18 protein-coding genes are annotated in these 19,369 nt (G+C 57.5%); 12 read left to right on the plus strand and 6 right to left on the minus strand.

Translation table 11 applies throughout. The features are described 5' to 3' along the window. Positions 1-13 precede the first annotated feature (13 nt). Positions 14-1,600, minus strand: a complete 1,587-nt coding sequence (glpD, locus tag ACR0LY_RS04750; RefSeq protein ID WP_170348438.1) for a glycerol-3-phosphate dehydrogenase — start codon at positions 1,598-1,600, stop codon at positions 14-16. A gap of 188 nt (positions 1,601-1,788) precedes the next feature. On the opposite strand from glpD, the gene ACR0LY_RS04755 reads away from it, so the two are divergent. The 6 genes from ACR0LY_RS04755 to ACR0LY_RS04780 all read left to right on the plus strand — a co-directional run bounded on the left by ACR0LY_RS04755 (position 1,789) and on the right by ACR0LY_RS04780 (position 6,535). After that, positions 1,789-2,550 carry a DeoR/GlpR family DNA-binding transcription regulator gene (locus ACR0LY_RS04755; RefSeq protein WP_170348437.1) on the plus strand — a complete coding sequence of 254 codons (762 nt, stop codon included), beginning with the start codon at positions 1,789-1,791 and terminating at the stop codon, positions 2,548-2,550. A gap of 114 nt (positions 2,551-2,664) precedes the next feature. Then, positions 2,665-2,820, plus strand: a complete 156-nt coding sequence (locus ACR0LY_RS04760) for a DUF5993 family protein (protein ID WP_170331252.1) — start codon at positions 2,665-2,667, stop codon at positions 2,818-2,820. Positions 2,821-2,830: 10 nt separating this feature from the next. Then, entirely contained in the window at positions 2,831-3,397 is a 567-nt protein-coding gene (locus ACR0LY_RS04765) for a disulfide bond formation protein B (RefSeq protein WP_170348436.1), read from the plus strand. A gap of 34 nt (positions 3,398-3,431) precedes the next feature. Then, a complete protein-coding gene (locus tag ACR0LY_RS04770) occupies positions 3,432-3,794 on the plus strand; it encodes a DUF3302 domain-containing protein (RefSeq protein WP_170348435.1) in 363 nt (120 codons plus the stop codon). 21 nt (positions 3,795-3,815) lie between these two features. Continuing rightward, positions 3,816-4,961, plus strand: coding sequence for an HlyD family secretion protein (locus tag ACR0LY_RS04775; protein WP_170348434.1), 1,146 nt, complete (start codon positions 3,816-3,818; stop codon positions 4,959-4,961). Positions 4,962-4,972: 11 nt separating this feature from the next. Further along, positions 4,973-6,535 (plus strand): efflux transporter outer membrane subunit, encoded by a 1,563-nt coding sequence (locus ACR0LY_RS04780; protein ID WP_170348433.1) that lies wholly within the window; start codon positions 4,973-4,975, stop codon positions 6,533-6,535. Positions 6,536-6,538: 3 nt separating this feature from the next. Here ACR0LY_RS04780 and mprF read toward each other — a convergent pair whose 3' ends face one another. Then, on the minus strand, positions 6,539-9,148 hold the full coding sequence (gene mprF / locus ACR0LY_RS04785) for a bifunctional lysylphosphatidylglycerol flippase/synthetase MprF (protein WP_170348432.1): 2,610 nt from the start codon (positions 9,146-9,148) through the stop codon (positions 6,539-6,541). Between the two features lie 102 nt (positions 9,149-9,250). Then, positions 9,251-9,679, minus strand: a complete 429-nt coding sequence (locus ACR0LY_RS04790) for an Lrp/AsnC family transcriptional regulator (RefSeq protein WP_058280995.1) — start codon at positions 9,677-9,679, stop codon at positions 9,251-9,253. Positions 9,680-9,765: 86 nt separating this feature from the next. Between ACR0LY_RS04790 and rocF the strand changes: the two genes are divergently transcribed. From rocF to ACR0LY_RS04805, 3 genes are read left to right on the plus strand one after another with little or no spacing between them, the layout of a single operon-like run. Next, a complete protein-coding gene (gene rocF, locus ACR0LY_RS04795) occupies positions 9,766-10,686 on the plus strand; it encodes an arginase (RefSeq protein WP_170348431.1) in 921 nt (306 codons plus the stop codon). After that, a complete protein-coding gene (gene ctlX / locus ACR0LY_RS04800; protein ID WP_170348430.1) occupies positions 10,686-11,606 on the plus strand; it encodes a citrulline utilization hydrolase CtlX in 921 nt (306 codons plus the stop codon). Before rocF ends, ctlX begins: the two co-directional genes overlap by 1 nt. Before the next feature lie 9 nt (positions 11,607-11,615). Further along, on the plus strand, positions 11,616-12,656 hold the full coding sequence (locus ACR0LY_RS04805; RefSeq protein WP_170348429.1) for an ornithine cyclodeaminase: 1,041 nt from the start codon (positions 11,616-11,618) through the stop codon (positions 12,654-12,656). A 52-nt stretch (positions 12,657-12,708) separates the two neighbouring features. Here the strand turns inward: ACR0LY_RS04805 and ACR0LY_RS04810 are convergent, their stop codons facing one another. The 3 genes from ACR0LY_RS04810 to ACR0LY_RS04820 all read right to left on the minus strand — a co-directional run bounded on the left by ACR0LY_RS04810 (position 12,709) and on the right by ACR0LY_RS04820 (position 15,825). Continuing rightward, entirely contained in the window at positions 12,709-14,112 is a 1,404-nt protein-coding gene (locus tag ACR0LY_RS04810; RefSeq protein WP_170348428.1) for a TRAP transporter large permease, read from the minus strand. Positions 14,113-14,115: 3 nt separating this feature from the next. After that, on the minus strand, positions 14,116-14,745 hold the full coding sequence (locus tag ACR0LY_RS04815) for a TRAP transporter small permease (RefSeq protein WP_170348427.1): 630 nt from the start codon (positions 14,743-14,745) through the stop codon (positions 14,116-14,118). Positions 14,746-14,808: 63 nt separating this feature from the next. After that, complete coding sequence (locus ACR0LY_RS04820) at positions 14,809-15,825, minus strand: C4-dicarboxylate TRAP transporter substrate-binding protein (protein WP_170349382.1); 1,017 nt, start codon at positions 15,823-15,825, stop codon at positions 14,809-14,811. Between the two features lie 418 nt (positions 15,826-16,243). On the opposite strand from ACR0LY_RS04820, the gene acs reads away from it, so the two are divergent. The 3 genes from acs to ACR0LY_RS04835 all read left to right on the plus strand — a co-directional run bounded on the left by acs (position 16,244) and on the right by ACR0LY_RS04835 (position 19,368). Beyond that, entirely contained in the window at positions 16,244-18,208 is a 1,965-nt protein-coding gene (gene acs / locus ACR0LY_RS04825; protein WP_170348426.1) for an acetate--CoA ligase, read from the plus strand. A gap of 7 nt (positions 18,209-18,215) precedes the next feature. Continuing rightward, entirely contained in the window at positions 18,216-18,899 is a 684-nt protein-coding gene (locus ACR0LY_RS04830) for an adenylate kinase (protein ID WP_170348425.1), read from the plus strand. Between the two features lie 184 nt (positions 18,900-19,083). Next, positions 19,084-19,368 carry a DUF4212 domain-containing protein gene (locus ACR0LY_RS04835; RefSeq protein WP_170348424.1) on the plus strand — a complete coding sequence of 95 codons (285 nt, stop codon included), beginning with the start codon at positions 19,084-19,086 and terminating at the stop codon, positions 19,366-19,368. The last annotated feature ends 1 nt before the right edge of the window (position 19,369 follow it).

The following is a 19,369-nucleotide window of genomic DNA, read 5'->3' on the forward strand; positions in this document are numbered from 1 at the left end:
GCGGGGCTTTTTCTTAGGCAGCAGCCTGAGCGCTGCGATGGTCCATCCAATCCTGTATCCGGGCGATCTGCTCAACGCTCAGACGCAAGCCCAGCTTGTTTCGACGCCAGACGACATCCTCGGCCGTGCGGGCATATTCTTTATCCATCAGCCATTCCAACTCGCGCGCAGTCAGTGTGGCACCAAAGTCCTCTCCCAAGTCTTGGGCGGATTTCGCATCCCCTAGAATGATCCTGGCCTCGGTGCCGTAGGCGCTCACAAGACGCTCGGCCCAGGCGCGCTCCAAAAAGCCAAAGTCAGCTTCCAACCCAGCCACCAGATTTTGCACCCCGTCGACAGGGAAATCTCCGCCAGGCAAAGCCACACCAGCCGTCCAGGGACCGGGTAAGTCCGGGAAATGCTCGGCTGCTTTCTCCAACGCACTCTCGGCCAGACGTCGGTAGGTTGTGATCTTGCCGCCGAAGACATTCAGCACCGGTGCCCCGCCTTGCGCGTCCACTTTCAACGTATAGTCCCGAGTCGCGGCGGTGGCGCTACTGGCACCGTCATCGTACAGCGGGCGGACACCTGAGTATGTCCAGACGATTTCATCTCGCGTCACTGGCGTCTTGAAATATTTGGTCGCAAACGCGCACAGATATTCCTGTTCCGCCTCGGTACACACCGGAGATTCAGATGGATTCGGATGATCCTGATCTGTCGTGCCGATCAAGGTGAAATCACGCTCGTACGGGATGGCGAAAATGATGCGCCCATCCTCGCCCTGAAAAAAGTAACACTTGTCGTGGTCAAACAGCCTGCGGGTCACGATATGACTGCCCCGCACCAACCGGACGCCCTCGCGCGAATTCACGTGGATTTTCGATTGAATGATATCCCCAACCCAGGGACCACCAGCATTGATCAGCATTCTAGCCTTGATCACGCGTGTCTCGTCACTGTCGCGGTCCCGAACCGTCACCTCCCATAGGTCGTCTACGCGCTTCGCCGCCAGAACCTCGGTGCGAACCATAATATTAGCACCGCGTGCCGCGGCATCGCGGGCGTTGAGAACGACAAGGCGCGAATCCTCGACCCAGCAATCGGAATACTCATAGGCGGTCTCAAACTTGTCCTGCAGCGGTCGCCCTTCGGGTGCTGTTTTCAGGTTCAGAGACGCCGTGCCCGGTAGAATTTTACGCCCACCCAGATGGTCGTACATGAACAACCCCAACCGGATCAGCCAGGCCGGACGACGACCCTTCATCCAAGGCATCACGGTGCTTAACAGGCGCGAGGTCGGCGTTTCGGAATCGAACCGCATGTCTGCGTGGTACGGCAGCACAAATCGCATCGGCCAGCTGATATGCGGCATCGCCTGCAGCAAGGTTTCACGTTCGATCAGGGCCTCGCGGACAAGGCGGAATTCAAAGAACTCCAGGTACCGCAATCCGCCGTGAAACAGTTTGGTCGACGCCGACGAGGTTGCCGAGGCCAGATCGTTCATCTCGGCCAGAGTCACCGACAGCCCGCGCCCCGCTGCATCGCGTGCGATGCCGCATCCATTGATGCCGCCGCCAATGATAAAAAGGTCTGAGATCTGGTCGTCTGACTGTTCCATATCTGGATGATTCCCGTTTGCCGAAAACGCGCGCTCATTAACCGTACAGGCCCGCGCTTCGTCAATGTTTGTTTTCGTTTTTGTTCGTTTTGCCACAAAATACTTGCTTTTTTGTGCATTCGCCCAGCACATTATTGCAATTCAACGGAAACAGAACAAAAACGAACACATCATAATTGGAGCCAACCGTGTCCCTTTCCTTTCGCCAGTCAGACATTCTGAACATCGCTAAACAAGATGGCCGCGTGATGGTCGAAGACCTGGCGCTGCGGTTTGATGTGACGGTTCAGACCATCCGCCGCGATCTTTCGGAACTTGCTGACATGGGCAAACTGGACCGCGTGCATGGTGGTGCTGTCCTTCGTTCGGGGGTGTCGAATATCGGGTATGAGGATCGCCGGGCGCTTCACGCAGACGCCAAGACGAGCATCGCGCAACTTTGCGCGCAGGATATTCCCGATGGCGCATCTGTGTTCCTGAACATCGGCACCTCGACCGAGGCTGTTGCCCGGCAATTACTGAACCACAAAGACTTGATGGTGGTGACCAATAACATGAACGTCGCCAATATTCTGGTCGACAACCCAAACTGTCAGATTGTTGTGGCGGGCGGTGTGCTGCGCCGTTCGGATGGGGGACTGGTCGGCAACCTGACGATTGCTACCATCGAACAGTTCAAGTTCGACTATGCCATCATCGGATGTTCGGCGTTGGATGCCGAAGGTGATCTGATGGATTTTGACTTTCAAGAAGTCCGGGTCAGTCAGACCATCATTGCCCAAGCCCGCCGAACCTGCGTGGTGGCCGATCACTCCAAATTCCAACGTTCAGCCCCCGCCCGAATTGCCTCATTGTCCGATGTCGATGTGTTCTATACCGACAAAGCCCTTCCCAATTCTCTGACCAAGAAATGTTCCGAATGGCGAACACAATTAAAGCTGTGCGCCTGACCCCAAGTAATTCGCATTAAACGGGAATTTCCTTCGCGACTTCTTGCCAGAACCAAATTCACCTGACACACTCCCCCATATTGCAATCGTCGCACGGGAGGGGAGAACCGAGCCATGATAGCGCTTTTATTTGCGTTACTTACAGCCACGATGGGACTGAATTACTTTAATCGGACAACAGCGGCCAATGTGCTGTTCTTTTTCACGCTGGCGTTGAGTGTGTATTGGCTGAAATTCCATGCCACCAGCCAACTGACGATCCAATTGTAAGGGGGCCGCGATGACACCGGAACTTTCACGCAATCTCAACGCTCTTGGTATGCTGGCTGTCAGTCTGGTGTTGGTGCTGGCCTATTTCTACCAGCTTAAACTCGATGAACTGCCCTGCCCTCTGTGCCTGTTGCAAAGGGTTGGACTGGTGGCCGTGGGCGTTGGTCTAGGCCTGAACCTGCTGTACGGAGCGCGGCCGCAGCACTATGCGATCATGCTGCTTGCGGCGCTGTTCGGCGGCAGCGTCGCCGTACGCCAGATTCTGCTGCATATCGTACCGGGCACAGGTCACTATGGGTCACCGGTTCTGGGGTTGCACTATTATACCTGGTCCGCGATCTGCTTTTTCCTGATCTTGCTGGGTACGGCCTGTATGCTGCTGTTTGACCGGCAATACGCCGAAAACACCCAACAGCCGCGTTTTGGTGGCAGCGTACTGGCCAAAAGCGCATTCTTTATCATGCTGGGGCTGGCGGCGCTGAATGCGGTCTCGACACTGGTGGAATGCGGGCCTGGAATCTGCGCAGACCCACCCACCAGCTACAAATTGATTGACGAACTGGGCACCGACGGCTGAGGATAGGACAACCTGCCCAAAAGGAGGCACGAGCATGGGACTATTGGGGCAGCCACTTGGCTACTATGACTACCTGACTTTCGTGGCATTGATCCTGCTTCTTGCGGCTGTGATGGCGCTGATCCTGTTCATCATGGGGTTACCGGGGCGGATCGCGATCAAACGCAATCACCCCCATGCCGAAGCCGTCAAGATCATGGGGTGGATGGGTTTTCTGGCTGTTGTGCCGTGGGTGCATGCCTTTATGTGGGCCTTCCACGATGGCGTCACAGTCGACATTCGGCGCACACCCGATGACGAAAAAGATGCGATCCGCAAGGAAATCAAGCGGTTGGGCGGAACGGTGAACGAAGAATACAGCGATCCGCTAGACCCTGACGAGACGCAGAAAAGCTAAGGCCAAAGGAAGTCACAGAATATGTTTGTCGCCCTCGGCATTACGCTGTTCTACATCATTTTCGTCTGGTTCATTTTCTTCAAAGCGAAGTTACTGAAGTTCAACATCACCTGGGGTGTCGTTTCATTCTGGGTCGGCGCGCATCTGCTGCTGATTTTCCTTGTCGCACTGCGCTTTTTTCAACCGTTTTCGCTCGACAGCCACGTGGTGCGTTCGACCATCCAAATCGTGCCGCGATTGACTGAACCGACGATCCTGACCGAGGTGCTGGTCGAGCCGAATACCGAGGTGAAAAAGGGCGATCCCCTCTATCGCTTTGACGACACGGTATTCGCTTTGGAAGTTGAAGAGGCAACCGCGCAGCTGGTGGCCGCCGAGCAGAATGCCAAAATCCTGGAACAGGACGTGATCGCGGCGTCCGAGGCCATCGAGCGCGCAAATGCGCAGCTCGCTTACGCCCTGACCCAACAGGCGCGGTACGAGAACCTCGTGCCCGCTGGTGGCGCAAGGCAGGACGAACTGGATCGCTGGGATGAGCAGGTCACCGAGGATCAGGCACAGGTCAAAGAGGCCGAGGCCAATCTCGAAAAGGCTCAACTGGCGCTGGATTCCCAGATTGACGGGGTCAATACCGGCATCCTTCAGGCGCAGGCACAGCTAGAAAAAGCCCAGTATTTTCTTGATAACACGACGATCTATGCACCCGAAGACGGTATGATCGTCTCGCAACAGGCGCGTCCCGGTCTGGTAGTTGGCGATATCCGGCTGGGTGCAATTGCCAGTTTCGTGACCAAGGACAACCCTTACATTCTGGCCACCTATCGCCAGCAGAACCTGAAATTTGTCGAGCCCGGTCAGGAGGTAGAAGTCGCGCTGGACCTTTATCCCGGCGAGATTCTAACCGGCAAGGTCGAAGCAATCTGGTGGGCTACGCGTCAAGGTCAGTACCTGCCCTCAGGCCGCCTGCCCGGCTTTGAGTTTCCAAAACTGCCGGGTCGCATCGCGGTGCAGATCTCGGTCGACATCCCAGACAGTCACACATTTCCCGCCGGCGGCCACGCGGCGGTCGCCATCTACACCGGTCAGGGCAAAAGCTTTGAATTCCTGCGCCGCATCAATATCCGCCTGTATTCCTTCGCCAACTTCATCCGACCACTGGATATCTGAGGACACATGACATGACCCGGGCCAGACTTCACCGCAGATTGATCGGCACCGCCCTATGCGCGGCCCTGCTGGTCGGCTGCACGCCAGTTGGCCCGGATTTCGTGCGCCCGAACTCTCCGGTCGTGAAAGAATGGATCGAGGTGAACAGCCCCAGCGCCGGACCCAGCGGCCTAACCTCGCGCAGCGCGCCGGTGGTGAAATGGTGGGAGACGTTTAACGACCCCATCCTGAACAAACTGGTGGCCGAGGCTTATGCCCAAAACCTTGATCTACAGGTGGCAGGTGCCCGTGTCCTGCAGGCTCGCGCGCAGTTGGGGATTGCGTTCGGCGAGCTGTATCCGCAATCGCAAGCCATCGGCGGATCAATCGAGCGGCGCCAAATCAGTGACAATCTTGGGCCGATTTCGGATGTAAATCGGATCATCCCCTTAGATACCGAGTTTTCGACATCTCAGGTCGGGTTCGATGCGCAATGGGAGCTGGACGTCTGGGGTCAGCAAAGGCGCGGCGTTCAGGCGGCGCGGTCCAATCTGGCGCTGCAGGTGGCAAATTACGACGACGCACTGGTGACGCTGACCGGCGATGTCGCCGCCCTGTACGTAAATATCCGCGCTTTGCAGGAATCTCTGGCGGTCGCGCGTGAGAACATTCAGCTGCAACAGGCGTCTGCTGATCTGACGCAATTGCGCTTTGACAACGGTGTGACGACCGAGCTGGACGTGCAGGAATCCACTGCCCTGCTGAACAACACCAAGGCGCTGGTCCCCGAAATTGAAAGCGATCTGCAACAGGCCAAGAATGCGCTAGCTGTGTTGCTGGGGGCAACGCCCTCGCGCATGACCAGTCTGCTGGGTAATTCGGGGCGCATCCCTTCAGCCCGGTCGAATGTAGCCGTGGGTGTTCCGGCCGAGCTGCTGCGTCGCCGTCCCGATGTCCGCGCGGCCGAGTTGGCGGCGGCAACGCAATCGGCCGAGGTCGGCATTGCGATGGCTGATCTGTACCCGCAATTCATTCTGTCTGGGTCCATCGGCCTACAAGCCTCGGGCGGGCGGGATTTGTTTTCCGCAGCCAGCACGACCAGTCTGGCCAATGCAGGTGTGGTCTGGAACGTGCTGAACTACGGCCGGATCAAGAACAACGTCCGTGCGCAAGACGCGGCTTATCAAGCGCTGATCGCCAACTACCAAAACACTGTTCTAACCGCCTATTCCGAGGTGGAAAGCGCGATGGTCGCCTATGCCCAATCGCGCAAGCAGGTGGGCTTTTACGAAAACAGCGTCACAGCGTCGCGCAAGGCCGCCCAGATTGCGGTGGATCAATATCGCGACGGTATTGCCGATTATTCCCGCATCCTGAACACTCAGACCGCGTTGCTGCGGTCGCAGGCCAATCTGATCGAGGCGCGGCAACAGGTCTCGAGCAATCTGGTTGCCGTGTACAAGGGGCTGGGCGGCGGCTGGCAGATTCGCCAAAATCAGGAATTCCTGCCTGAAACCGTGCTGGCCGAGATGGCATACCGCACCGATTGGGGCGACCTACTGCAACAAGACCCGACGCGGGCAAGCCTCAACTAATCGCTATTTGGTCAATCCGCGCAGCCCGCCGGAAATCAGGATGTTCACTTCATACAGGATGCGCGGCGCTGCAAAACCGCCTGGGCTGGCCAGATAATTCGGGCTCCATTCCGGGTCGAACTTCTGCTTGAAGGATCGCAATCCTTCAAAGTGATAAAACTGTTCGCCATGCTCATAGACGAACCCGCCGACACGGTTCCAGAACGAAGCCAGTTGCCGGTTCTCGATCCCCGAAAACGGCGCCGCGCCCAGCGAGAACCAGTGGAACCCCTGCTCTGCCCCCCATGACATCATCTCGGCAAACAGCGCGTCCATAATGAAGTTCGAGCCGTCAGGTTCGTAGCGCATCAAATCCAGCGACAGTTCAGATTTATGGCCGCCTTGGAACAGATTGGCAAAAGCCACGATCTTGCCTGTGTCCCCATTTCGCAGCACAGCAAAATCGAAATAGGACAGGTAGCCATCGTCGAACCCGCCTAGGGCAAATCCCTTTTCCTCACCCGCTTTATGCTCGAGCCAGTCGTCAGAAATTTTGCGTAGCTCCGGCAGGACCGGGGTCAGTTCTTCCTTTGGGATGATCTCGAACACATACCCTTCACGCTCGGCCCGGTTCTTGGCCTGGCGGAACCGTTTGCGGGATTTGCCATCCAGCGAGAAATCTTGCAGCGGCACCCGCGCGACCTCACCGATTTTCAAGATGGACAGACCCAGATCCAGAAAGGTTGGCAGATATTTGGTAGAAACGCTGTAAAACGCACAGAGCTTGCCCTCGCGATCCGCCATTTCGCGCAGCTGCCAGATCAGTTGTTGACCGGCTTTTTCATCGCCAACCGGCTCTCCCTTGGTGATTAGAGCGTTGCCGGTGTCGGCATAAGCAAGAAACGCGGATTCATCGGGCGCGATCAGAAACTGCTTGTCACCGGTCAGTGAAATCTGCGCTTCGGTATCTTCGCTTTCCAATGCCAACCGTTCGACGGCAGGCGGTATTTCTGTGCGTACCGGTTCAGGGATTTCCCGCCCGAAGAGTGAGTTCACAGCCACCACACCGAGTATGACCGCTACCACCAAGCTGGAACGCAGGAACCGTGAGGCGTCGCCGCTCCACGCGAAATCCCACCACAGGGCGTTCTGGTATTCGACATGCGAATAGGCAAACAGCCCGATCCAGAAAATGACCGCCAACAGGGCCACTACGCTGACCAGCCACGGGATGTTCAGCCGAAAAATCGACGCGCCGCTGACTCGGTAAAACGCACCCCGGAATGTGGCCAGCACCGCGATTGAGGCCAGCATGCCGATCGCCTCGTGCGTATCCAACCCCTTGGTCAACGAGGCAACGAAACCGGCTACCATCAGCAACATCGCCACGATCCAGGCACGATAAAGTTTGCGAAACAAACCGCGCGAAATCAGGATCAGAAGAACACCTATTGCACTGCCTGCCAGATGTGAGGCTTCGACAAAGGACAAAGGCAGAAAATCTCGCAAAACACCAAGGCTTTGACTGCTGGACGGTAAGGCCCCGGACACCAACAGGATGATCCCGGCAACCGCCGTCACGCCTGCGGCAACCATCGGCACAATCGGCCGGATCGCGCGATAGACCCACGTGGCCGCGCCACTGATATGGTGGCGATGCGTCAGCGCCGAGGCCACAGCAATCGACACGCTGGCAATGACAAAAGGCAGAAATGTGTAGACCAGACGATACAGCAGCAAGGCCGCGATTACGTCAGACCGGCCAGAGGCACCCAAACCTGCGATCAATGTCGCCTCGAACGCGCCAATGCCGCCCGGCGCGTGACTTACGATCCCAACGGCAATAGCCCCAATAAAGATCGTGAAGAAATAGGGGTAGCCGACCCCAAGGTCATCGGGCATCAGGGTATAAAGCACCATCGAAGCGCCAAACAGGTCCCCGATCGCGGCCAGCGTTAGCAAGCCTGCCAGTTTGCCGCCAGGCAGGTTAAACCCAAATCCGCCATAGGCCAACTTGCGCCCGCCCCGCGCGAGCCAGAGGAACAAGGCCACCAACGCGGCCAACAGGCACAGACCGATTATGGTTTCAGTCGTGTCGCTGATCGGCAGAACATTTGAAATACCATCGGGATGCAGGGTAAGCAGTATGCCCAGCAACAGCACCAGCCCGGACCAGAACGCGATCCAAGAGGTCGCGATGACCCCGGCAACCCGGCTTAGGTCCAACCCAAGCGAGGCGTAGATGCGATAGCGGATCGCCGTTCCGGTAATGTAGGAAAAGCCAAGGCAGTTCGATACGGCATAACCACTGGCTCCGGCCATGCCAGCTACGGTCAGGGGAACCTCTCCGTCCGCCACGCTTTGCACGGCCAGCACGTCGTACATGGACAAGGACAAAAAGCTGAAACAGGTCCAGCACAGGGCGATGAACATCAGTTTCCAGGATGTATTTGCCACATCCACCTGAACATCGGCCCATTTCACGTGCTGGGACAGTTCGTGCAGTACGACCAGCGCAATCAACGTCACCAGGATCGGAACCGCAATTCTGACCGCGGGCTTTTCAAGGAACCCGGTAACCCGCTCGGCCAGACGAACGGCCCAAAGCTCTTTGTCAGTCTCCTGCGTGGTCATGGTTCCCCCCGGCTCTGAGGCACTGCAACGATCCTGTGCGTGGATCGGCGACGCAGGGCAACATTGGCACAATTTCCTTGAACGTCAAAGCACTACAAGGGATCAGACCCGCCCTTTACGCGTGGACAGCAACAGATTGGTCTCGGACCGCGTTATCCCCTCCATCCGCCGGATCTGAAACAAGACCTCGTCCAGTTCCGCCAAAGTTTCGGTGCCGATCTCGGCAATCAGATCCCAACTGCCGTTGGTCGTATGCACGGCGCGCACTTGGCGCAGGGCCGCGATTCTGGCCATCGTGCGTTCGGTCCCGCGGCCTTCGATCTCAAGCATCATAAGGCCCCGCACCGGGCTTTCCGCCACATCCAAACGGGTCAGGACGGTAAAGCCCACAATCTCACCCGATTGTTTCAGACGCTGCAGGCGGCTGCGCACCGTGGTGCGGGTGACGCCCAGCGTCTCGGCCAGTTCAGACAGCGAGGCCCGCGCGTCCCGGTGCAGCGCATTCAGCAACCTACTGTCCAAATCGTCCATAGTCATTTCTCATTTCGCTTATTGAGGTTTCATTTTGAACATTTTGCTCTCTTTTCGCAACCCACCCTGCGGAACTAAACAAACATATGGACAACAAACACGTAATATTGGTCGGCGCCCCGATGGACGCTGGCAAGCGTCGTCAGGGCTGCCGTATGGGGCCTGACGCCTATCGAGTGGCCGGTCTGGATCAGGCTTTGGCCAATCTGGGTCATCAGGTTTCAGACATTGGCGATGTCCACCCGGACAGCACGGATGTGGCTGAGGACACACATCTGTTCGCCCTGCCCGAGGTTATCGGCTGGACCAACGCGCTAAGCCGTGCGGCGCAGGAAACTGCCCCCAAGGGTCTGCCGATCTTTATGGGCGGCGACCACGCGCTGTCGATGGGAACTGTTGCAGGGATGGCCGCCCATGCCCAGCAGATCGGACGCCCTCTGTTCGTGCTTTGGCTGGATGCCCATAGCGACTTTCACACCCCCGACAGCACTGGCAGCGGCAACCTGCACGGTACTCCTGTCGCCTATTTCACCGGCCAGGCGGGTTTTGATAATTTCCCAACCGTACCCTCACCGGTTCCAACAGATCGCGTGGGCATGATTGGCTTGCGCTCAGTCGATCCTGCCGAGCGCGCACGGCTTGAGGAAGATCACGCCATGCTGGCCGATATGCGCAGCATTGACGAACACGGAATCAAAGCCCCATTGAACGCGTTTCTTGATCGGGTCCGGGCGGAGAATGGCATCCTGCATGTCTCGCTGGATGTCGACTTTCTTGATCCCTCGATCGCCCCTGCCGTCGGCACCACCGTCCCCGGCGGCGCGACCGAACGCGAGGCGCATCTGGTGATGGAGTTGCTGCACGAAAGCGGCCATGTCTGCTCTTTGGACCTGGTCGAGCTGAATCCGTTTCTGGACGAACGCGGCCGTACCGCAAAACTGATGGTCGATCTGGCCGCCTCCTTGCTGGGCCGCCGCATTTTTGACCGCCCAACACGGAGCTTCTGATGCACTCTCTGCAAGCCCCCCCTGCCGTCGTGATGATCCGGCCCCACGCGTTTGCTTCTAACCCTGAGACGCGCGACGACAATGCGTTCCAGACTTTGGCCAACCGCTCGGCCGCGGCCACCTCTGCTCAGGCGCGTGATGAACATGATCAGGCGGTCGCATTGCTGCGCGATGCGGGTGTAAAGGTTCATGTCTTCGACGATCACGGGGACCTCGACACACCCGACAGCGTATTTCCAAACAATTGGTTCTCGACCCATCCCGGCGGGCATGTGGCGATCTATCCGATGTTTGTACCGTCGCGCAGGCGGGAACGCCGCGCGGACGTCATTGAGATGCTGAAACAGGAATACCGTGTTCAGGACGTGATTGACTATTCCGGGCTTGAGCAGGACAAACTGGCGCTGGAAGGCACCGGAGCGATGGTTCTGGACCACGTTGGCCGCGTCGCTTACACAGTCAAATCCAACCGTGCCGATCCCGTTTTGTTGGAGCGCTTCTGCACTCATTTCAATTATGAGCCTATTGTTTTCGAAGCACATGATGCCGAAGGGCGAGATGTCTATCACACCAATGTTCTGATGGGCATCGGCAGCGAATATGCACTGATTTGTCTGGAAATGATCACCGATCCGGAACGGCGCGCGACCGTAAAAGCCCGGTTGGAAGAATCCGGTCGTACGGTCATTGACCTGACCCACGAACAGATCGCCGAATTTGCGGGCAACGCCATCGAACTCAGCGGTCGGGATGGCCTGGTTTTGGCGCTGTCGAGCCGGGCGCTTGCCGCCCTGACCCCGGATCAACTCGCAACAATCGAAGCCAGCGCAACGCCGCTGCCGCTGTCGGTTCCCACAATTGAAACTGCCGGTGGATCCGTGCGCTGTATGATTGCAGGCATCCACCTGTCCCGTCGATAGGAGACCCCAATGCAACCATCTGAAAAGGCGCTTGTGCCCTTTGTATCCGTCGACAACATGATGCGTCTGGTGCATCACGTCGGGCTTGAGAAGATGATCACCCAAATCGCGGCCCAGATCGAATCCGATTTCAAGCGTTGGGAGAGCTTCGACAAAACCCCACGCATCCCGGCCCACTCACCGCATGGCGTGATCGAATTGATGCCCACATCGGATGGTGAGGCCTACGGATTCAAATACGTGAACGGTCACCCCAAGAACACCTCCGAAGGGCTGCAGACCGTGACCGCTTTTGGCCTGCTGGCTGATGTCTACACCGGCTATCCCACCCTGCTGACCGAGATGACGATGCTGACCGCCCTGCGTACAGCCGCAACCTCGGCACTAGTGGGCAGTTACCTGGCACCGAAGTCTTCGTCGGTTATGGCCATGATCGGCAACGGCGCGCAATCAGAGTTCCAGTGCCTGGCTTTCAAGGCCATGTGCGGGATTGATACGGTTCGTTTGTATGACACCGATCCGAATGCCACCACGAAATGTGCCGCGAACCTTCAAGGCAAGGGTCTGACAGTTGTGCCCTGCAAAACCGCCGAAGAGGCCATCGAAGGCGCACACATCATCACGACCTGCACCGCCGACAAGAAATACGCCACGATCCTGACTGACAACATGGTCGGCCCCGGCGTTCACATCAACGCCATCGGCGGTGACTGTCCCGGCAAAACCGAATTGCATCGTGATATCTTGTTGCGGTCGGAAATCTTCGTGGAATACCCCGAGCAGACCCGTATCGAAGGTGAGATTCAGGCGCTGGACGACACCCATCCGGTGACCGAAATGTGGCAGGTCATGACCGGCCAGGCCAAAGGGCGCAGCGATGATCGTCAAATCACTCTGTTCGACAGCGTCGGCTTTGCGATCGAGGATTTCTCGACCCTCCGCTACATCAAGTCCGCGATCAAGGACACTGATTTCTTTGAACCTTTGGACATGCTGGCCGATCCTGATGATCCGCGCGACCTGTTTGGAATGCTGATGCGGGCAAGCTAAAGAACCCGCAAATGGCATTACCTCGCCCCCGGTTCATCACCGGGGGCTTTTTCTATCCGGCCAGTGACGGCAGGTAGAGGACGATGGCCGGGAACGCCACAAGCAACGCGATGGTAATCGCGTCGGCGATGAAGAACGGTGTCACGCCTTTGAAGACGTCTTGAACGCTCAGGTCCGGGCGCACGCCAGCGACGACAAAGCAGTTCAGGCCAATCGGCGGCGTGATCAGGCAGAATTCGGCCATTTTCACAACCAGAATACCGAACCAGATCGCACACATCGGCCCCGACATGCCAAAGGCGCTTTCAGCGGCGCTGACGGCTTCCCCACCGTTCAGAGCCATGACGGCCGGGTACACGACCGGTAGCGTCAGCAGCAGCATTCCGATGGCATCCATGAACATGCCCAACACCGCATAGGCCAGCAGGATGCAAATCAGGATCAGCATCGGCGACATCTCAAGCGAGGTGATCCAGTCCGAAAACGCGCCCGGCAGGTCGGCGAAACCAAGGAACCGCACGTAGATCAGCACGCCCCAGATGATCGAAAAGATCATCGCGGTCAGTTTGGCGGTTTCAAGCAACGCGGATTTCAGCTCGGTCCAGCGCATGCCGTGGAACAGGGCAAAACAGAAGACAATGAAGGCACCGATGGCACCACCCTCGGTTGGCGTGCCCCAGGCCTTTTCTCCGAACGGGTTATAGACAAAGCAGATAATGATCAGGATCACAGCCACAATCGGCAAGGCACCGGGCAAGGACGCAAAGCGCTGTTTCCATGTAAACCCCGTGACCGGAGGCCCAACGGTTTTGAAAATCACCGCTATTCCCACAATAAGCAGCCCATAGATAACTGCCGAAAACGCCCCCGGGATGAACCCGGCCAACAGTAGCTTACCCACGTCCTGTTCAACGATGATGGCATAGATCACAAGAATGGCCGAAGGCGGGATCAACGAGGCCAGCGTACCCCCGGCAGCAACGACCCCAGCAGCGAATTGCTTGTTGTAACCGACTTTCAGCATCTCGGGGATGGCGATGCGGGCGAAAACCGCGGATGTGGCGACCGACGCGCCCGACACGGCGGCAAACCCGGCTGTCGCGAACACGGTCGAAACTGCCAGCCCACCCGGCACCCACGCCACCCAGCGTTTGGCCGCCTCGAACAATGCCTTGGTCAGGCCCGCGTAATAGGCCAAGTATCCGATCAGGATAAAGGTTGGGATCAGGCTGAGCGTATGGGCGGCCACCTTGGAATGCGGCACCTGCCCGGCCGTTTTCACCGCAACTGTTAAGGCTTTGCCAAACCGGTCGGGGTCATATCCGAATTTGGCCCAGAAGATCCACACCAGCCCGACCAACCCGGCAAGCCCAGCGGCAAAGGCGACCCGCATCCCTGTGACGACCAATACAAGCAGGCCACCTGTAACCCACAGACCAATATCTATTGTGTCCATGCGTTAGTCCTGCCCTTCGAATTGCTCAGCCTCGGCAGCGGCCTGCGCCGCAGCATCCTGAATCAACGGCACGGCCACCGGATGTTCGAGCCCCAGCAAAAAAGCACGCCCATATCCCCAGACCTGCAACATCAGCCGCGCGCACAGGACCGAAAACGCCACTGGCGCCAGCAGCTTGGCGGGCCAAAGCGGAATGCCAATGTCAATTGAACTGTCACGGCTCCACAGCGGTGCACCAAAATCGAAAGAGCGGTCGAAATGGGACCAGCTTCCCCAGACCAGTGCCAGCATAAGCACAAGGATCAAAACTACCGAGATCAGTTCGAACAGCCACAAAGCCCGCCCGTGCAGACGCGCGATTACGATATCCATTCGGATATGACCGCCTTCGCGCTGCACGTATGAGATTCCAAGGAAAGCAATCAGCGGCATGGCCTGTTCGATCCAGTCCACATAACCGGGCAAAGGCGCGTTAATCGCGTTGCGGCCACTGACCGAAACCACCGCAAGCACCATAAGGCCAAAAACGGTAAGCCCGCTGATCAATGCCAAAAACTGCTCTAACCTCAAGAGCTGACGATCCAGCCAACTGAGCCGACTGCCGTCCTCAAGCACCGTGGCTTGTCCTGCCATTCCGGTGATCCCCTGTTTTTTGATGAGTGTCCGGGTGCCCGGTCAGGCACCCGGAAAAGGAACTCAGTTTCCGCCGCGCTGTTGCTTCAGCGTAGCTTGAACCAGATCATAGAGGTCCTGCGCTGGCAGACCCTGTGCTGACATATCCGCAATCCACTGTTCACGGATCGGATCGGCTGCCTTAGCACGGAATTCTTCAAGAACGGCATCGTCGATCTCAACTTTTTCAACGCCCTTCTCAGACAAAACGCTATCCCACTGCTCAAGCAGCCCGCCGTAGTTCGCAAGGTAATGATCAATCGCCTCGTCGATCGAACTGTTCAGCGCCTCCTTGTGCTCCGCAGGCAGCGCTTCATAGGCTTCGATATTCACCACCACCGGGCAGTTGACCGTGCCGGGGTTCAGGTTAGCGGTCCACCAGTCGGCTTCATTGATGGTGCCGAAAGACAGGTGAGCGTGTTGGGCAAAGGCAACCGTGTCGACAACACCTGATTCCATCGCGTTGAACGCTTCTGTTGCTGGGACAGAGGTCGGCACACCGCCCACAGCCTCGAACGCCTGCCCCAGGCCACCAGTGGCACGTACACGCATCCCGTCAAAATCCGCCAATTCGTCGCGCGGATCACCAGTACCGACCAGATTGTACTGCGGCATTGGTGAGGTCATGATGATGCGCGCGTTCCACTGCGCCATCTCATCCTTAACGGCCGGGTGATCGTAGACCGCGTGGCTGACAGCCACTTCTTCGTCAAGATTGTTCACGCCCAAAAACGGCAGCTCAAGCACGGTGATCGCTCGGTTCTTGTCGCGGTGATACCCGGCGCAGAATTGAGCCATTTCAAAAGCACCGATTTCAATGCCGTCCAGATTTTCCTTGGGCTTTGACAGGCCACCGTAGCTGACGTTGATGGTGAACTCGCCACCCGTCTTTTCGCCAACCAGTTCGGCCAACTTTTCGACATGTTCAGTAAAGGCGCGCCGCTTGCCCCAAACCGAGGCATTCCATTCGGTTGCAGCAGCCTCTGAGACGAATGCAACACCCAAGGCGGCGACGGCCGCGCCGCTCAACATCTTTTTCATCATGAATTCTCCCTTTGTTGCGCTTCTTCTCCAAGCGCTTGCGATCAAAGCTAGCGCCAACATTGATGTGTGCCAACCCCGGACAAATTCACCAAGCACCAGAAGACAGCGCTAACAACCAATAGGTGTATCCAAGATTCAAAAATTACGGTTGATCATCTGCATCCACCAATCAAAAATTTCATGACACTTACTATTTTGGTTTTATTTATTTTTTTGAAATTCATAGTGGTTTTATTTACTATTATTTGCACACTAACAAAATTTCTTTACAAACAAATCTAAAGATATCGGTAATTTATTTAATTGTTTTCATTTTCGCTTATTATTTGACGTGGGGAGGAAACGGGTCGACATCGCCCGTTCCGCGGGCAAGATTTGGCCCAGTGAAATAAAGTCCAGAGGGAGGAGCCTCAGAATGACAACCGCTGCTCAAGCAGATGCCAAGGTCTATCCGCCATCCGCAGAAACCGTTGCCCGCGCCCATGTCGATGCCGACGCATACACCCAGATGTACAACGCCTCGATCGAAAATCCTGTGGCGTTCTGGGATGAGCAAGGCAAGCGAGTAGATTGGATCAAACCGTATACACAAGTCAAAGATGTCAGCTATGATTTCGGCTCGGTTGGAATAAACTGGTATGCCGACGGCACACTGAATGTGGCAGCCAACTGTCTGGATCGCCATCTGAAAACACGCGGCGACCAGACCGCGATCATCTGGGAGCCGGATGACCCGAACGACGACGCCCAGCACATAACCTATGCCGAGCTGCACCGCCGCACCTGCCGAATGGCCAATATTCTGGAATCTCTGGGCGTTCGCAAAGGTGACCGGGTGGTGATCTATCTGCCGATGATCCCCGAGGCAGCCTATGCGATGCTGGCCTGTGCGCGTATTGGCGCGATCCATTCCATCGTATTCGCGGGCTTTTCGCCCGACGCGCTGGCAGCGCGGATCAACGGCTGCGATGCCAAGGTGGTTATCACGGCGGATGAGGCCCCGCGCGGCGGTCGCAAGACCCCTCTTAAGTCCAATGCGGATGCCGCTCTGCTGCACTGTAAAGACACCGTGAAATGTCTGGTGGTCAAGCGCACCGGCGGCCAGACCACATGGGTTGACGGCCGCGATTTCGATTACAACGAAATGGCGCTTGAAGCGGATGACTATTGCGCGCCCGCCGAGATGAACGCCGAAGACCCTTTGTTCATCCTGTATACTTCCGGATCAACCGGTCAGCCCAAAGGCGTGGTGCATACCACTGGTGGCTATCTGGTCTACGCAGCCATGACGCATCAGATCACCTTCGATTACCACGATGGCGACATCTATTGGTGTACCGCAGACGTAGGCTGGGTCACCGGCCACAGCTATATCGTCTATGGCCCGCTGGCCAATGGTGCGACGACCCTGATGTTCGAAGGCGTGCCGACCTACCCCGACGCTGGCCGTTTTTGGGAAGTCTGCGCCAAGCACAAGGTAAACCAGTTCTATACCGCCCCCACGGCGATCCGCGCATTGATGGGTCAGGGTACCGAATGGGTCGAAAAGCACGATCTGAGCGATCTGAAAGTGCTGGGCACCGTGGGTGAACCGATCAACCCCGAAGCGTGGAACTGGTATAACGAGGTTGTCGGCCAGGGCAATTGCCCCATCGTCGACACATGGTGGCAGACCGAAACCGGCGGTCACCTGATGACCCCCCTGCCCGGCGCACATGCGATGAAGCCCGGCTCGGCGATGAAGCCGTTCTTTGGAATTCAGCCTGTCGTTCTTGACCCGCAATCGGGTGTCGAAATCACAGGAAACGGGGTCGAGGGTGTGCTGTGCATCAAAGACAGCTGGCCCGGACAGATGCGCACCGTCTGGGGCGATCACGAGCGGTTCGAGAAAACCTATTTTGCCGACTACAAAGGCTATTACTTCACGGGCGACGGTTGCCGCCGGGATGAGGATGGCGACTACTGGATCACTGGCCGCGTCGATGACGTGATCAACGTCTCGGGCCACCGTATGGGTACGGCCGAGGTAGAAAGCGCGCTGGTGGCGCACGCCGCCGTGGCCGAAGCTGCTGTTGTCGGTTATCCCCATGATATCAAAGGGCAAGGCATTTATTGCTATGTCACTCTGATGAACGATCGCGAGCCTTCGGATGAGCTTCTGAAAGAGCTGCGCACTTGGGTTCGCACAGAAATTGGCCCGATTGCCAGCCCCGATGTGATCCAATGGGCCCCCGGCCTGCCCAAGACCCGTTCCGGCAAAATCATGCGCCGTATCCTGCGCAAAATCGCCGAAAACGACTTTGGCTCGCTGGGTGATACTTCGACCTTGGCCGATCCGTCGGTGGTCGAAGATCTGATCGAAAACCGCGCAAGTAAGTGAGGATGTGATGGACGCTGCCACGACCACCACCCCCGCCGTTCTGATCCTTCTCGGCCCTCCGGGCGCCGGGAAGGGCACGCAGGCGCGGATGCTCGAAGACACGTTCGGGCTTATACAACTCAGCACCGGCGACCTGTTGCGCGCCGCCGTTGCCGCCGAGACCGAGGCCGGACTTGCTGCAAAGGCCGTTATGGAAGCTGGCGATCTGGTCAGCGACGAGATCGTCATCGCTATCTTGCGCGATCGGCTGGATGAACCGGACTGCGCCAAAGGCGTCATTCTGGACGGCTTCCCGCGTACGACCGTGCAGGCCGAGGCGCTGGACGGTTTGCTGTCGGAGAACGGCCAGAAAATCAGCGCCGCAATCAGCCTTGAGGTCGAGGACGCCGAAATGGTCACCCGCATCTCGGGCCGTTATACCTGCGCAGGCTGTGGTGAAGGGTTTCATGACACGTTCAAGGTCCCCGCGGTCGAGGGCAAATGCGACAAATGCGGCCATACCGAGTTCAAACGCCGCGCCGACGACAACGCCGAAACTGTTGCCTCGCGCCTTGCTGCCTATCACGCCCAAACCGCGCCGCTGATCACCTATTATGAAACCCACGGCGTTCTGCAACGCACCAACGCAATGGGCAAGATCGAAGACATCGCGAGCGACCTCAAGGATATCGTGGGTGGCGCGATGAGTTAAGGGGAGGAGAAAAGCCCCCCAAGGCTTTGATCCAACAAGAGAATACTTCAATGGACCCGCCTTGGCGGACCAGAGGAGTCTTGCCTGACATCATGCTGGTGCCAGGCACAATCGAGAAGCGGCCCAAGTCACTGGAGGAGTTGGGCACGGGCCGCCCAACGAGGAAGCGAAGGAGGAACCCGCAATGGCGGATCAATCAACAAACTCCGCGCAGGCTGCCGAGGCCGACAAGGGCTATTGGCAGGCCAACCTGCGTCTCATCTACATCAGCCTCGTGATCTGGGCGCTGGTGTCTTTTGGATTCGGCATTCTGCTGCGTCCGCTGCTGTCTGGTATCGCCGTTGGCGGCACCGATCTGGGCTTTTGGTTCGCTCAGCAGGGATCAATCCTGGTCTTTCTGGTGCTGATCTTCAACTACGCCTGGCGCATGAACAAGCTGGACGCCGAATACGGCGTGGATGAGGAGTAAA

The sequence above is a fragment of the Ruegeria sp. BC5 genome (assembly GCF_056539205.1).

What these genes read in the sequence shown, in the direction of transcription:
- glpD (WP_170348438.1), bottom strand. Translation starts at nt 1,600, where the DNA reads ATGGAACAGTCAGACGACCAGATCTCAGACCTTTTTATCATTGGCGGC.
- ACR0LY_RS04760 (WP_170331252.1), top strand. Translation starts at nt 2,665, where the DNA reads ATGATAGCGCTTTTATTTGCGTTACTTACAGCCACGATGGGACTGAAT.
- ACR0LY_RS04765 (WP_170348436.1), top strand. Translation starts at nt 2,831, where the DNA reads ATGACACCGGAACTTTCACGCAATCTCAACGCTCTTGGTATGCTGGCT.
- ACR0LY_RS04770 (WP_170348435.1), top strand. Translation starts at nt 3,432, where the DNA reads ATGGGACTATTGGGGCAGCCACTTGGCTACTATGACTACCTGACTTTC.
- ACR0LY_RS04775 (WP_170348434.1), top strand. Translation starts at nt 3,816, where the DNA reads ATGTTTGTCGCCCTCGGCATTACGCTGTTCTACATCATTTTCGTCTGG.
- ACR0LY_RS04780 (WP_170348433.1), top strand. Translation starts at nt 4,973, where the DNA reads ATGACCCGGGCCAGACTTCACCGCAGATTGATCGGCACCGCCCTATGC.
- mprF (WP_170348432.1), bottom strand. Translation starts at nt 9,148, where the DNA reads ATGACCACGCAGGAGACTGACAAAGAGCTTTGGGCCGTTCGTCTGGCC.
- ACR0LY_RS04790 (WP_058280995.1), bottom strand. Translation starts at nt 9,679, where the DNA reads ATGGACGATTTGGACAGTAGGTTGCTGAATGCGCTGCACCGGGACGCG.
- rocF (WP_170348431.1), top strand. Translation starts at nt 9,766, where the DNA reads ATGGACAACAAACACGTAATATTGGTCGGCGCCCCGATGGACGCTGGC.
- ctlX (WP_170348430.1), top strand. Translation starts at nt 10,686, where the DNA reads ATGCACTCTCTGCAAGCCCCCCCTGCCGTCGTGATGATCCGGCCCCAC.
- ACR0LY_RS04805 (WP_170348429.1), top strand. Translation starts at nt 11,616, where the DNA reads ATGCAACCATCTGAAAAGGCGCTTGTGCCCTTTGTATCCGTCGACAAC.
- ACR0LY_RS04810 (WP_170348428.1), bottom strand. Translation starts at nt 14,112, where the DNA reads ATGGACACAATAGATATTGGTCTGTGGGTTACAGGTGGCCTGCTTGTA.
- ACR0LY_RS04815 (WP_170348427.1), bottom strand. Translation starts at nt 14,745, where the DNA reads ATGGCAGGACAAGCCACGGTGCTTGAGGACGGCAGTCGGCTCAGTTGG.
- ACR0LY_RS04820 (WP_170349382.1), bottom strand. Translation starts at nt 15,825, where the DNA reads ATGAAAAAGATGTTGAGCGGCGCGGCCGTCGCCGCCTTGGGTGTTGCA.
- acs (WP_170348426.1), top strand. Translation starts at nt 16,244, where the DNA reads ATGACAACCGCTGCTCAAGCAGATGCCAAGGTCTATCCGCCATCCGCA.
- ACR0LY_RS04830 (WP_170348425.1), top strand. Translation starts at nt 18,216, where the DNA reads ATGGACGCTGCCACGACCACCACCCCCGCCGTTCTGATCCTTCTCGGC.
- ACR0LY_RS04835 (WP_170348424.1), top strand. Translation starts at nt 19,084, where the DNA reads ATGGCGGATCAATCAACAAACTCCGCGCAGGCTGCCGAGGCCGACAAG.